This is a genomic window from Polaromonas sp. P1_E3 (genome assembly GCF_056405935.1).
In genome coordinates, this window is the sequence record NZ_JBFUBD010000021.1 from 18,295 (window position 1) to 31,779 (window position 13,485).

16 protein-coding genes are annotated in these 13,485 nt (G+C 61.9%); 5 read left to right on the top strand and 11 right to left on the bottom strand.

The features are described from left to right. Window positions 1–25 precede the first annotated feature (25 nt). Window positions 26–487: a hypothetical protein gene (locus AC1D0Z_RS05830; protein ID WP_477657295.1), complete on the top strand. Its 462-nt coding sequence runs from the start codon at window positions 26–28 to the stop codon at window positions 485–487. A 25-nt stretch (window positions 488–512) separates the two neighbouring features. Here the strand turns inward: AC1D0Z_RS05830 and AC1D0Z_RS05835 are convergent, their stop codons facing one another. The 3 genes from AC1D0Z_RS05835 to speD are packed head-to-tail and all read right to left on the bottom strand — an operon-like array spanning window position 513 to window position 3,063. Next, window positions 513–1,904, bottom strand: a complete 1,392-nt coding sequence (locus AC1D0Z_RS05835) for an aminopeptidase P N-terminal domain-containing protein (RefSeq protein WP_477657296.1) — start codon at window positions 1,902–1,904, stop codon at window positions 513–515. 20 nt (window positions 1,905–1,924) lie between these two features. Then, a complete protein-coding gene (locus AC1D0Z_RS05840; protein ID WP_477657309.1) occupies window positions 1,925–2,665 on the bottom strand; it encodes a nucleotidyltransferase family protein in 741 nt (246 codons plus the stop codon). Window positions 2,666–2,685: 20 nt separating this feature from the next. Then, window positions 2,686–3,063, bottom strand: a complete 378-nt coding sequence (gene speD / locus AC1D0Z_RS05845; RefSeq protein WP_477657297.1) for an adenosylmethionine decarboxylase — start codon at window positions 3,061–3,063, stop codon at window positions 2,686–2,688. A gap of 122 nt (window positions 3,064–3,185) precedes the next feature. Between speD and tkt the strand changes: the two genes are divergently transcribed. The 3 genes from tkt (at window position 3,186) to AC1D0Z_RS05860 (ending at window position 6,629) form a co-directional block, all read left to right on the top strand. Beyond that, complete coding sequence (gene tkt, locus AC1D0Z_RS05850) at window positions 3,186–5,228, top strand: transketolase (protein ID WP_477657298.1); 2,043 nt, start codon at window positions 3,186–3,188, stop codon at window positions 5,226–5,228. A 67-nt stretch (window positions 5,229–5,295) separates the two neighbouring features. Further along, window positions 5,296–6,294, top strand: a complete 999-nt coding sequence (gene gap, locus AC1D0Z_RS05855) for a type I glyceraldehyde-3-phosphate dehydrogenase (RefSeq protein WP_477657299.1) — start codon at window positions 5,296–5,298, stop codon at window positions 6,292–6,294. Between the two features lie 104 nt (window positions 6,295–6,398). Continuing rightward, entirely contained in the window at window positions 6,399–6,629 is a 231-nt protein-coding gene (locus AC1D0Z_RS05860) for a hypothetical protein (protein ID WP_477657300.1), read from the top strand. An 8-nt stretch (window positions 6,630–6,637) separates the two neighbouring features. Here the strand turns inward: AC1D0Z_RS05860 and AC1D0Z_RS05865 are convergent, their stop codons facing one another. From AC1D0Z_RS05865 to AC1D0Z_RS05900, 8 genes are all read right to left on the bottom strand, one after another. After that, the gene (locus AC1D0Z_RS05865) at window positions 6,638–7,084 is read right to left on the bottom strand and encodes a hypothetical protein (protein WP_477657301.1); all 447 of its coding nucleotides are present in this window, start codon (window positions 7,082–7,084) and stop codon (window positions 6,638–6,640) included. 195 nt (window positions 7,085–7,279) lie between these two features. Then, window positions 7,280–8,362, bottom strand: coding sequence for a pirin family protein (locus AC1D0Z_RS05870; RefSeq protein WP_477657302.1), 1,083 nt, complete (start codon window positions 8,360–8,362; stop codon window positions 7,280–7,282). A 229-nt stretch (window positions 8,363–8,591) separates the two neighbouring features. Further along, window positions 8,592–9,353, bottom strand: a complete 762-nt coding sequence (locus AC1D0Z_RS05875; RefSeq protein ID WP_477657303.1) for an ABC transporter permease — start codon at window positions 9,351–9,353, stop codon at window positions 8,592–8,594. Further along, complete coding sequence (locus AC1D0Z_RS05880) at window positions 9,350–10,300, bottom strand: ABC transporter ATP-binding protein (protein WP_477657304.1); 951 nt, start codon at window positions 10,298–10,300, stop codon at window positions 9,350–9,352. Before AC1D0Z_RS05880 ends, AC1D0Z_RS05875 begins: the two co-directional genes overlap by 4 nt. A gap of 205 nt (window positions 10,301–10,505) precedes the next feature. Continuing rightward, the gene (locus tag AC1D0Z_RS05885; RefSeq protein ID WP_477657305.1) at window positions 10,506–11,126 is read right to left on the bottom strand and encodes a glutathione S-transferase family protein; all 621 of its coding nucleotides are present in this window, start codon (window positions 11,124–11,126) and stop codon (window positions 10,506–10,508) included. 12 nt (window positions 11,127–11,138) lie between these two features. Then, complete coding sequence (locus AC1D0Z_RS05890; RefSeq protein ID WP_477657306.1) at window positions 11,139–11,570, bottom strand: VOC family protein; 432 nt, start codon at window positions 11,568–11,570, stop codon at window positions 11,139–11,141. Window positions 11,571–11,632: 62 nt separating this feature from the next. Next, complete coding sequence (locus AC1D0Z_RS05895) at window positions 11,633–12,037, bottom strand: VOC family protein (RefSeq protein WP_477657310.1); 405 nt, start codon at window positions 12,035–12,037, stop codon at window positions 11,633–11,635. Between the two features lie 54 nt (window positions 12,038–12,091). Next, on the bottom strand, window positions 12,092–12,565 hold the full coding sequence (locus tag AC1D0Z_RS05900) for a VOC family protein (RefSeq protein WP_477657307.1): 474 nt from the start codon (window positions 12,563–12,565) through the stop codon (window positions 12,092–12,094). 148 nt (window positions 12,566–12,713) lie between these two features. On the opposite strand from AC1D0Z_RS05900, the gene AC1D0Z_RS05905 reads away from it, so the two are divergent. Further along, window positions 12,714–13,391, top strand: a complete 678-nt coding sequence (locus AC1D0Z_RS05905; RefSeq protein ID WP_477657308.1) for a TetR/AcrR family transcriptional regulator — start codon at window positions 12,714–12,716, stop codon at window positions 13,389–13,391. The last annotated feature ends 94 nt before the right edge of the window (window positions 13,392–13,485 follow it).

The following is a 13,485-nucleotide window of genomic DNA, read 5'->3' on the forward strand; positions in this document are numbered from 1 at the left end:
AATGACGAATTTCAGGAGGGAAAATATGTTTGACTTTGAAGTAAACCGAGCCAGGCGGCTAGCACTGGTGTCGTGCTGTTTGCCGGCAATGCTGCTTGCATCCTGTGCTGTCAACAAACAGGCGGCCGATACAGTGGTACTGACGGGGCGCGTGGAAAAGGTCTATGACCCCTGCACCCAATCCCTGACAAATAATTTCACTTCCAATGTTGAGCAGCCACCGGGCACAGCGGCTATCGGCAGGGCAATGGAGTCTCTACTCAAGCCAATCGACAAGGCCCTGGCACCGCGAGAGTGCCTTTTCTTGATACGCCAGACCAATACCGAGCAACTCTTTTTTCGGACCGGCCAAAATTTCGCCGTTGGCAGTTGCGTGAAGGTCTATCTGACGGCCGAAAAAATGCGTGCCTGGAAAAGCGTCAACCCCTTGATGACCAACACGCTGGTGGAACCAGGTTCGGCGATAGAGGCGAGCGATTGCCCCTGAGCGAAATGCTATTCCCAAGGCGCCCTTACCCCTTCATCAACGCCTCAATCTCATCCCCATCCACCGGCACGCCCCGCGTCATCAACTCACAGCCTTTGGCCGTCACCAGCGCATCGTCCTCGATCCGGATGCCGATGTTCCAGAACTCTTTGGGCACGTTCTTGCCTGGGCGCACATAAATGCCGGGCTCGATGGTCAGCACCATGCCGGGCCGCAGGATGCGCGACGGTTTGCGCATCACGGTCTGGCCCAGGGCGTCTTTTTCTTCGCGCGGTTTGCTGCCGGGCTCGGTGTAGTCGCCGCAGTCATGCACGTCCATGCCCATCCAGTGGCCGGTGCGGTGCATGTAGAACTGGCGGTAGGCGCCGGACTCGAGCACGTCGTCGACCTTGCCATGCTTCTTTTTGTCGAGCAGGCCAGTGTCCAGCATGCCTTCCACCAGCACGCGCGTCGCCGCATCGTGCGGATCTAAAAAGCGCTTGCCGGGTTTTGTCACCTTCACCGCGGCGTCCTGCGCGGCCAGCACGATGTCGTACAGCGTGCGCTGGGCCGGCGTGAACTTGCCGTCGGCCGGGAAGGTGCGGGTGATGTCGCTGGCGTAGCCGTCGAGCTCGCAGCCGGCGTCGATCAGGCACAGCTGGCCGGGCTTGAGCTCGGTGTCGCCGGCGCGGTAATGCAGGATGCAGGCGTTGGCGCCGGCCGCGACGATACTGCCGTAAGCCGGAAACTGCGAACCATGGCGGCGGAACTCGTGCAGCAGCTCGGCTTCGAGGTGGTATTCACGTAGCCCGCCTTTCACACCACTGCGCAGCATGGCGGCCGAGGTCTGCATGGCGCGCACATGTGCGCCGGCCGAAATCTTGCCGGCGCGCCTGAGGATGCCGACTTCATGGCTGTCCTTGACCAGGCGCATTTCATCCAGCAGCTTGCACAGGTCGTGCTGGCTTTGCGGGCATTCGGCGCCGTAGCGCACGCGCGCGCGCACCTTGTTCAGCCAGCCGTCCACCTGAGTTTCCAGGCCCTTGTGTGTGGCAAATGGAAACCAAACCGCGGCCTGGTTGCTCAGCAGCGCGGGCATTTTTTCTTCCAGCGCTTCCCCGCTGAAGGCGGCGTCCACGCCCAATGCAGACGGTGCGGCTTTGGGGCCCAGGCGGATGCCGTCCCAGATCTCACGCTCCAGGTCCTTGGGACGGCAAAACAGCGTGGTCTTGCCGCTGGCCTCAATCACCAGCCAGCTGTCGGGTTCGCTGAAACCGGTCAGGTAATAAAAGTAGCTGTCGTGGCGGTAGGGAAAGTCACTGTCGCGGTTGCGCGGGTATTCGGGTGCGGTCGGCAGCAGGGCGATGCCGCCGCCAGCGGCCTTCAGCGCGCGGGCGATGGCGGCGCGGCGTTTTTCGTAGATGGTGGTGGTGCTCATGTGCGTTCCGCTTCAGTGTTTCAGGTCGTCGTGGTTTGGTTCAGCTCGTGCAGCCGGGCCGGTGTGCCCACGTCGGTCCAGGCGCCTTCATACAGCTCGGCGCTCACGGCCCGATTGTCCATCGCTGTACGCAAAAGCGGTGCCAGTGGGGCTTTGAGGCCCTGCGGGTTGCCGAAGGGCAGGCTGTTGAACAGTTCGCGCCGGTACAGGCCGATGGTGCTATAGGTAAATTTGGGCTGCGGGCCGTCCTTGGGCAGGTTCAGCGCCAGTCCATCAGGACCGAGGCCGAAATCGCCTTTCGGGTTGTGCGCCGGGTTGGGCACCAGCCAGAGGTGGGCCAGCTTGTTGCCGGCGGCAAACCGGGCGGCGGCGGCCTGGGTGAATTCAAAGCCGGGCACAAACACATCGCCCGCCAGCACCCAGAAAATGTCGCCCAGCAGCGGCAGCGCACGCGCGATGCCGCCGGCGGTTTCCAGTGCGCCGCCAAAGTCCACGCCTTCGTGCGAGTATGAAATTGATAGCTGCTTGCGCCCGCCCTCATTGGGCTGCAGCCCGAAATGGCCTGGAGAAAACGCCGAAAAATGCGCTGGAAGCTGCTCGCCCAGCCAGGCCGTGTTGATGACCAGGTCGGTGAAGCCACCGCGCACCAACGCTTCGGCATGCCAGTCAATCAGCGGCTTGCCGCGCACTGGCAGCAAGGGTTTGGGGGTCGTGTCGGTCAGCGGCCGCATGCGCTCGCCGCGGCCGGCGGCCATGATCATGGCCTTGATCGGTGCGCCGGTCACTGCGTTTCCCCGCGGTCCAGTGAGCGCTGCTCGGTCCACTCCGGGTTAAAGCGGCGCACCAGCGCGTCCATCAGCTCGCGCGCCCGGGTGGAATGGTCACCACCGAAGTTGCAGACGTAAACGTCCAATGTCACGGCTTTTTGTTCGGGCCAGGTGTGCACGCACACATGCGACTCGGCCAGCAGCACCGTGGCCGTGATGCCGCCCGGGCCGTGCGCGGTGTCGGGAAAGGTATGAAACAGCTGGTTAACGGCCTGCAGGCCGGTCGCCTGCACGGCCTGCACGCACCAGTCGCCCAGTTTGGCGGCGTCGGTCAGCCAGGCGGGCTCACAGCGGCATTTATAAAGGTCGGCGGTCAAATGGAGGCCTTGCATCCCCCGACTTTAGACGATGCTTGAGCGGTTTAAGGCACAAACCCCTGCCAAATCCTGCGGCAGGGGCCTAACGGTAAAATACCGGGTTACCCCTGATCTTTCCCCCTCCCGGAGCTGCCTACATGGCCAATACCCCAATGATGGCGAATGCGATCCGCGCACTCGCAATGGACGCCGTTCAACAAGCCAATTCCGGACATCCCGGCGCCCCCATGGGCATGGCAGACATGGCAGTCGCCCTTTGGGGCAACCACCTCAAGCACAGCCCGCACAACCCCAACTGGTTCGACCGCGACCGTTTTGTGCTGTCCAACGGCCACGGCTCCATGCTGATTTACGCCGTGCTGCACCTCACCGGCTACAAGCTGCCCATCAGTGAGCTCAAGAACTTCCGCCAGCTGCACAGCAAAACCCCCGGACACCCTGAGTACGGCTACACCCCCGGCGTTGAAACCACCACCGGCCCGTTGGGCCAGGGCCTGACCAACGCCGTCGGTATGGCGCTGGCTGAAAAGCTGCTCGCCAAAGAGTTCAACCGCGAAGGCCATTCCGTCGTCGACCACAACACCTATGTGTTCATGGGCGACGGCTGCCTGATGGAAGGCATCAGCCACGAAGCCGCGGCGCTGGCCGGCGCCTGGAAGCTGAACAAGCTGATCGCGCTGTACGACGACAACGGCATTTCGATCGACGGCCAGGTCGCCCCCTGGTTCATCGACAACACCGCCGTGCGCTTTGCCGCTTACGGCTGGAACGTGCTGGGCCCCATCGACGGCCACGACGCCGCACTGGTGTCGCAGGCCATCGAAGACGCGAAGAAGTCCAGCGACAAGCCCACGCTGATCATCTGCAAGACGCATATCGGCAAAGGCTCGCCCAACCGCGCCAACACCGCCAAGGCCCACGGCGAGCCGCTGGGCGCTGAAGAAATCAAGCTCACGCGCGAAGCCCTCAACTGGCCGCATGCACCGTTTGAAGTGCCGAAGGAAACCTACGACGCGTGGGATGCCAAGGCCAAGGGCCTGGCCGCTGAAGCCGCCTGGGACGCGAAATTTGCCGCCTATAAGGCCGCGCACCCAGCGCTCGCCGCCGAACTCACCCGCCGCATGAAGGGCGAACTGCCCAAGTCGTTTGCCCAACTCGCGGTGGACACCGTCATTGGCGCGCACGAAAAGGCCGAAACCGTTGCTTCGCGCAAGGCCTCACAACTGGCCCTCGAAGCCTTCACTGCCGGCCTGCCCGAGCTGCTGGGCGGCTCGGCTGACTTGACCGGCTCCAACCTCACCAACACCAAGTCCACGCCCAACCTGCGTTTTGACATGAACGGTGAAGTCGTGCTGACGGCCAACGCTGAAGGCGTGAGCGCCGGCGGCCGCCATATCAACTACGGCGTGCGTGAATTCGGCATGGCCGCCATCATGAACGGCATTGCGCTGCACGGCGGTTTCATCCCTTACGGCGGCACCTTCCTCACCTTCAGCGACTACAGCCGCAACGCCATCCGCATGGCCGCGCTGATGAAGATCCGCGTCATCCACGTCTTCACGCACGATTCCATCGGCTTGGGCGAAGACGGGCCGACGCACCAGTCCATCGAGCACGCCGCCAGCCTGCGCCTGATCCCCAACCTCGACGTCTGGCGTCCGGGCGACACGGCTGAAACCGCTGTGGCCTGGGCCGTCGCGCTTGAGAACAAGAACAAGCCCACCGCGCTGCTGCTCAGCCGCCAGAACCTGCCGTACGCACCGAAGCACGACCTCGGCGAAATCAGCCGCGGCGCCTATGTGCTGGCCGAGCCGGCAGAAGTCGGCCTGAACAAAAAGGCACAGGCTGTCATCATTGCCACGGGTTCTGAAGTGCAGCTCGCGCTCAAGGCGCAAGAACTGCTGGCTACCCACAAGATCGCCGTGCGCGTGGTCTCCATGCCCAGCAACACGACGTTTGACAAACAAACGACCGCCTACAAGTCCGAAGTCCTGCCGGAAGGCATCCCCCGCATCGCGGTGGAAATGGGCGTGACCGACGGCTGGTGGAAATACGGCTGCGCAGCCGTGGTCGGCATCGACAGCTACGGCGAATCGGCGCCCGCGCCCGTGCTGTTCAAGCACTTCGGCTTCACGCCCGAGAACGTGGCCGGCACCGTACGCAAGGTGCTGCGCAAGTAAGCGCACGAATAAAACGTACACGGCCCAACCGTTTCAGCAAGATTTCAACTTCCAGGAGCAACAGCAGATGACTATCAAACTTGGTATCAATGGTTTTGGCCGGATCGGCCGCAACGTATTCCGCTCGGCCATCAAGAGCTTCGGCGACATCGAAATCGTCGGCATCAACGACCTGCTCGAGCCTGAGTACCTGGCCTACATGCTGAAGTACGACTCCGTGCACGGCCGCTTCGAAGGCGACGTCTCTGTCGACGGCAACACCCTGATCGTCAATGGCAAGAAGATCCGCCTGACGCAAGAGCGCGACCCTGCCAACCTCAAGTGGGGCGACATCGGCGCCACCGTGGTGCTCGAGTCCACCGGCCTTTTCCTCGACAAGGCCGGTGCTGAAAAGCACCTGGCCGCCGGTGCCAAAAAGGTCATCATCTCGGCGCCGTCGAAAGACGACACCCCGATGTTCGTCTTCGGCGTCAACGACAAGACCTACAAGGGCGAAGCGATCATCTCCAACGCCAGCTGCACCACCAACTGCCTGGCGCCCGTCGCCAAAGTGCTGAACGACAAGTGGGGCATCAAGCGCGGCCTGATGACCACGGTGCACGCCGCCACCGCCACGCAGAAAACCGTGGACGGCCCGTCGAACAAGGACTGGCGCGGCGGCCGCGGCATCCTGGAAAACATCATTCCTTCCAGCACTGGCGCTGCCAAGGCGGTGGGTGTGGTGATCCCCGAGCTCAACAAGAAGCTGACCGGCATGTCCTTCCGCGTGCCAACCTCCGACGTGTCGGTGGTGGACCTGACCTGCGAGCTGAACAAGGAAGCCACGCTGAAAGAAATCTGCGCAGAAATGAAAGCGCAAAGCGAAGGCGCACTCAAGGGCATCCTCGGCTACACCGAAGACAAGGTGGTGGCCACCGACTTCCGCGGCGAGACCTGCACCAGCGTGTTTGACGCTGACGCCAGCATTGCGCTGGACGGCACCTTCATCAAGGTCGTCGCCTGGTACGACAACGAGTGGGGCTACTCGAACAAGTGCCTGGAAATGGTCCGCGTGGTGGCGAAGTAATCACTTCGACATCGCCGAGATAAAAAGCGCCTCCGGGCGCTTTTTTTGTTAGCGGTTTGTGCGTGCACACCCAGCCACCTCATCGCCTCGAAAGGTCAATGTCGATGCCCCTGATCCTCCAAAAACTCAACGAACAAGTGGTGAGCGTTCATCTGGACAGCGGCGTGCTGGTGGGCCAGCTCAAGCTGATTGGCGGCGTGTGGAAGTTCAAGGCGGTTGGCTATACCGCCGACGGCCACCTGGTGCCTGGCGGCGGGCCGTTGACGGACCGCCACAACACGACTTTCGCCACGCTGGACGAGGCGGCGGTCGACGCAGGTTTGATGCCTGGCTGAGTGGCCGGTCAATCCGGCAAGCGCAAGCCAGGCCGTTCATCGTCCCAGGCCATCGCACTCATCTTCCAACCCTCGGGCGTTCTGACGAACTGCGTCGAGATCATGCCGCGAGCCTCGAACGCTTCGCCGTTCATCGTGCCAACCTTGCCATAAGCGCTGTAGCGGTGCGCAATGTTGCCGAAGATTTGCGTGGTTTCCGACAGCTCCCATTCCCTGAAGCGCGTGAGGCTGCCACTGTCCACCATGGCTTGCCGCGGTGCGATGAATTCGTGCACGCTGGAAATCTCGGGTGCGGTTCCTGTGTTCTTGATCAGGAGGCCTGCGTCGATAAAGAGCGCATGGATGTCACCGTAGGGTGGCTTGCCGCCCGGCTCAAACGAAACGGCGCGAAAGAACGCCTGCGCCAGCGCATCCATTTCGTTTTTGATCGCGTGGGGGTTGGGCTCCTGGCTCATGGCGTCTCCTTGTTGAGCCGGAGTGTAGGCGTCTGCTGCGGCTAGCCCCGGGTGAAATACACGAAACCCGAGATCCGCAGGGGGTACTTTGGGAAGGCTGACCGGTAAAGCCGGATTTGTGTAAAAGTGCCCCGGCGCGTTGAAGGACAAGCGCAAGCAGCTATTAAAAATATAGCAACACGCGCATGCCGGGCATCAGCTGGCCGTCGGCCGCTCCTCGCGCCCGCCGGGGTGCCGCGCAAAACGCGCCGGCTCACGCCCATGCACCGGCGCGTCGTCGGCAAACGACCAGCCGCCGAACTGCGTGCGCTGGTAGTCCGCCATGGTCTGTGCGATTTCGGCTTGCGTGTTCATGACAAACGGGCCGTACTGCACCACCGGCTCGCCAATCGGCCTGCCCTGCAGCATCAGGAACTCGGCTTCCTCTGCGCCGTTGACAATCTCCGCGTCCACATCGGCGCGCAGTTCAATGGCGCTGTCGGCGTTCACTCTCTGGCCGCCTATCACCGCCGACTGTCCTTTGAAGAAATACAGCTGGCGCCGGGTGCCTTCGCCTGTTGCGGCGGGCAGCGTCCAGCGTGCGCCCGGCGCCATGCGGATCGTCCAGATCGCTACGTCGGCCTGGGCTTGCGATGCCCACGAGTCAGGGGGCGGCGCCAGCGGCGTGGCTTGCGTGTCTTGCATGCGGCCCGCAATCACAGCCACTTCGGTACCGCGGCCTTCGGCATCCTTGATGCTCAGGCGCGGAATATCCTGCGACCAGAACATGGTGAAGTGCGGCTCGCTCATTTTTCCGGCGGCTGGCAGGTTCAGCCAGATCTGGAACAGTTCCAGTGGATTGGGATTTTGCGGGTCCAGCAACGGGAACATCTCGGAATGGACCACGCCTTTGCCGGCCGTCAGCCACTGAACATCGCCGCGGCCAAAACGCGCCGTCGCACCCAGGGAATCGGAATGGTCAATCAGTCCCTTGCGCACAATGGTCACGGTTTCGAAGCCGCGGTGCGGGTGCGCGGGAAATCCCGGCACCGTGCTGCCGTGGTACATATTCCAGCCGTCCTTGCGGGCAAAGTCCTGGCCTATGTTGCGCCCGGCGAGCGAAGCGTCCGGGCCCATCTGCGCATTGCCTTTGGGGTAGGCGTCGTCGTGGTAGACGCAAAAAAGGAAGGGGTCAATCGTGGCCCATGGAAAGCCGAGCGGCTTGACCTGGACGACGGGATGGGCAGCGGAAGTTGCGGTGGAATTGGCGGTGAGACTTGCGACGGGATTGGCAGGCATGAAAAAGCCTTTCTGGCGTGTAATTTTCGAGAAATCTGACGAACAGATATGGGGCCTGCCTCCGCACTTTCAAGCTGTACACGGGCCAGTTAACCAGGGCATTTTCCGGCTGCCTACCAGGAAAATATGCCGTAGCCCTTATACGGCGAGCGCAAGCAGCTATAAAAATAATAGCGTTCACCGTTCTGCACTTGCGCCCTGCCCCGCCCTCCAGGCGCTGGCCCGTTGCTCAGGCCTTCAGCTTCCAGCCCGTGCGGAAGATCCACCACACCGTGCCCAGGCACAACCCCAGAAAGCCCATGATGGCCGCCACGCTGATGCCCACGTTGACGTCGGCCACGCCGTAAAAGCTCCAGCGGAATCCGCTGATCAGGTAGACCACAGGGTTGAACAGGGCGACTTTCTGCCACAGCGGCGGCAGCATGTTGATGGAATAAAACGCGCCACCCAGGAAAGTCAGCGGTGTCACCACCATCAGCGGCACGACCTGCAGCTTCTGGAAGTTGTCGGCCCACAGCCCGATGATGAACCCGAAGAGGCTGAAAGTCAGTGCGGTCAGCAGCAGGAAGCACAGCATCCAGAAAGGATGGGCAATGCTGTACGGCACGAACAGGCGCGCCGTCACCAGGATCAAAAGACCCAACAGGACGGACTTGCTGGCCGCCGCCCCCACATATCCCATTACCACCTCCATGGACGACACCGGCGCCGACAGCAGCTCGTAGATCGTGCCCGACCATTTCGGCATGTAGATGCCGAAGGCCGCGTTGGAAATACTCTCGTTGAGCAGGGACAGCATGACGAGACCGGGGATGATGAAGGCGCCGTAGCCGATGCCGTCGATGTCGCCCATGCGCGAACCGATGGCCGCGCCGAACACCACGAAGTAGAGCGAGGTCGAGATCACCGGCGAGGCGATGGATTGCATCAGCGTGCGGAAGGTGCGCGCCATCTCAAAGCGGTAAATGGCGCGAATGGCGTGCCAGTTCATGCGGCCTCCTTTGCGGTGGACGGTTTGCCGGCATGGACCAGGCTCACAAAGATGTCCTCCAGCGAACTTTCACTTGAATGCAGGTCCTTGAAGTCGATGCCGAGTTCGGCCAGCTGCTTCAGCAGGGAGGCAATGCCGGTTTCTTCGGTTTGTGTATCGAAGGTGTAGACCAGGGTATGGCCCTCCTTCGTGAGCTCAAGCGGCAGCCCTGCCAGCGCCTGCGGAATGCTTTGCAGCGGTGTTTGCAGCTGAAGGCTCAATTGCTTTTTGCCCAGCTTGCGCATCAGCACCGTTTTGTCTTCGACAAGAATCAGCTCGCCCTTGTTGATCACGCCAATGCGGTCGGCCATTTCTTCGGCTTCCTCGATGTAGTGGGTGGTCAGGATGATGGTGACACCGCTGTCGCGCAGTTCCCGCACCATCTGCCACATGCCTTTGCGCAGCTCGACGTCGACGCCTGCACTGGGCTCGTCCAGGAACAGGATGGTGGGCTCGTGCGACAGCGCCTTGGCAATCAATACCCGGCGCTTCATGCCGCCCGAAAGCGCCATGATCTTGCTGTCTTTCTTGTCCCACAGCGAAAGGTCGCGCAGTACCTTTTCGATGTAAGCCGGGTTGGGCGGCTTGCCGAACAGGCCGCGGCTGAAGCTCACGGTAGACCAGACAGTCTCAAAAGCATCGGTCGAAAGTTCTTGCGGTACCAGGCCAATCCTGGCGCGGGCGGCGCGGTAATCCCGAACGACGTCGTGTCCGTCGGCCGTCACGCTGCCCGAACTCGGGTTGACGATGCCACAGACGATGCTGATCAAGGTGGTCTTGCCCGCGCCGTTGGGCCCGAGCAGGGCGAAGATTTCGCCGGGCTGGATGTCCAGGTCTACCGACTTGAGCGCATGAAAGCCCGAAGCGTAGGTTTTGCTGAGTTGCTGGATGGAAATAATGGGTTGCACGCGGCATCCTGACAAGAAAGCGGCGCCGGAATGCGGCGCCAGAAGAGACCCGAATCATTCTATAGAGCAAGGCGGAAAAAGCCGGGACAAGGGGTTTTCCTGCGCGGCAGGGTTGCCTGACTCCGTGGGACTCAGGGCAAGCGAAAGCTGGCAGGTGCGCGAGCGCCCGTCGGTTTTCGACTCTTGAGCGGCGGATGGCAGCCCTTCAGGCGGCCTGCAGTTCCGGGAAGGGCTCTCGCCAGGCCGGCAGCTGGTCAAGCCGATCGTGCCAGCGCCGGATCTCGGGAAAATTCTCAAGCGGCAAGTGAGCTTTTTCGGCATACGGCAAGGTGATGGCTACCGCGAAGTCGGCCACGGTCAGCGCGTCGCCGACAAGGTACCCCCGACCTTTGAGATGCGCGTCCAGCACGCCGGCGTAACGCTCGAAGTGGGGCGTCACCCTCGCAATCTCGGCCGGATCGGCTTCGCGTTGCTGGAAGCGCGGCTTGATGATGTGCTCGAAATAAAACGTTCCTGCGGCGGGCGCGAACTCGGTGGCGTCCCACATCAGCCAGCGCATCACCTCGGTCTGGCGTGCGTCTCGCGGCCACAGGTCTGATCCGGCTTTCTCCGAGAGGTAACACATGATGGCGTTGGACTCCCACAGCGTGGTGGCGCCGTCCACCAGCACCGGCACTTTGGCGTTGGGGTTCATCGCGCGGAACTGCGGCGTGCGGTGCTCGCCTTTCTCCAGTGCGACGCGGATGAATTCCACCGGCAGCTTCAAGTGCCTGGCGACGGCGCAGGCTTTTCGCGGGTTCAGCGTGTCCGAGTAATAGAGCTTCATGCGGTGAATCCGTCAAGGCATGGGCAGAGGCTTGATCACCATCCACGACACGCCGAAGCGGTCTTCCACCATGCCAAACGATGACGCATAAAAGGTCTTCATCATCGGCATCTCTACCTTGCCACCGTCGCTCAGCGCCTTGAACAGGCGCTGTGCCTCGGCGTCGCTGGCCGCAGTCAGCGAGAGCGAAAATCCCTTGAACTCCGGGTTGCCTTGCCCCATGCCGTCAGAAGCCATGACTTCCGTCTCGCCGATCTTGAGGCTGGCGTGCATGATGTTCTCGCCCGGGATGGTGCCGCCGTCGGGCCCGCAGCCTTCGGTCATGGGTTCGGGATTTTCCTTGAAGCGCATCATCATCTTCACTTCGGCGCCAAGCGCCTTGCGGTAGAACTCGATGGCCTCTTCACAGCGGCCGTTAAAAAAGAGGTAGGACTGCACTAGCATGATTCACTCCTTGTGTTGGCAATGGATGGGTGAGGAAAAGTGGGGATAGGTAAGGTCTGCTGTCAGGCGCTCTTTTGTGCGGCGTGGGCTTCCACGTTCATCCAGGCGAGCTCCCAGAGATGGCCGTCCAGGTCTTCAAAACCGTGCTGGTACATGAAGCCGTGGTCTTGTGCCTTGTTGGGCGTGGTCGCGCCGCCAGCCACGGCCTTGCTGACCATCTCGTCAACCGCTTCGCGGCTGTCACAGGAAAGGCAGATCAGCACTTCAGTGCTCTTGCGCGCGTCGCTCACCGGCTTGGGCGTGAAGGTCTTGAAATAGTTCTCGACCAAGAGCATGACGAAACTTTCATCGCTGACGATCATGCAGGTCGCGTTTTCGTCGGTAAATTGCGGGTTGAATTTGAAGCCCAACGCAGTGAAAAACCTCACTGATTTGACCAGGTCTTTCACGGGCAGGTTTACAAACATCTTGGTGGTCACGTGTGTCTCCTTGAATGAATTGAGGGGGGGTCAGGCGCTGCTTCAGGCCCTGTCGAAGGCTTCCTGGAGCTCCCTGATATTGATCTTGCGCATTTTCAACATGGCGCTCATGGCGGCGCCCGCCTTGGCCGGGTTCCTGTCGCCCAGCATCTCGCCGAGCGCGGAGGGAATAATCTGCCAGGACAGGCCGAATTTGTCCTGGACCCAGCCGCACTGGTTGGGCGCGCCGCCCGCCGAGAGCTTGTCCCAGAGTTCGTCGACCTCCTCCTGCGTCTTGCAGTCCACAAACAGCGAAATCGCCGGCGTGAATGTGAAGTGCGGGCCGCCGTTGAGCGCCATGAACTCCTGGCCTTCGAGCTGGAAGCTGCCGGTCATGACCGAACCCTCCGGACCCGGGCCTTCCTTGCCGTAGCGCCGCAGCATGGTGATCTTCGAGTTCCTGAAGACCGAAACATAAAAATTCATGGCTTCCTCGGCCTGGTCGTTGAACCACAGGAAGGGGGTGATTTTCTGCATGGTCTGGGTCCTTGAAAGAAGAGCGTCTGAAGAGTCGTAAAACGGATTTCGGGTCTTGTGCGGTGGCCAAATCAGCAGTATTGTGTACACCGTCCACAAAAGAATAGCAAAGATAATGAACGCTGTCCACATAAATAAGTAACAAGCCATGTCGAGCGCGCGCCCTTCCCAGCCAGTCCCGCCGCCCCGCAGCACCTACCGCCACGGCGACCTGCGGCGTGCCTTGCTGGAAGCTGGTGTGGAGCTGGCCCGTGCCGGCGGACCCGAGGCCGTGGTGCTGCGCGAAGCCACGCGGCGTGCGGGCGTTGCGCCCAATGCGGCCTATCGGCATTTCGAAAACCGCCAGGCCCTGCTCTACGCGGTTCGCTCAGCGGCGCTGGCTGCGGTGGCCCGCGCCATGGAGGCCGAACTGGCTGCGTTACCCAGGGATTTGCCGCCCGCTGAATTCGCCCGGGCCAATGTGCGCGCGGTCGGCGCCGGCTACCTGCGTTTTGCACAGGCGGAGAGCGGGCTGTTCCGCACGGCCTTTGGGCCTTCAGACGATTTGAAAGAACGGGCCCAGGGCGCGCCGGCGGATACCGAGCGCAAAGGCCAAAGCGGCCTGGACCCCTTCGAGCTGCTGGGTGCCGCGCTCGACAAGCTCGTCAGTGCCGGTGTGCTGTCGCCCGAACGCCGGCCCGGCGCCGAGTTCCTCGCCTGGTCGGCGGTGCACGGCCTGGCCATGCTGGTCATAGACGGCCCGCTGGGTCCCATCCTTGGGCCGCAAATGCTGCAGATCGGTCAACGCCTGATCGACATGGTCGAAAAAGGCCTCTGCGGGGAATAAGCCTTTTGACGGGCCTGCCCGCGGTGGTCTGGGCCCTCAGAAGTTGTGCTGGATGCCCACGCCGTAAACGCGGACCACGTCATTGGCGACCCGG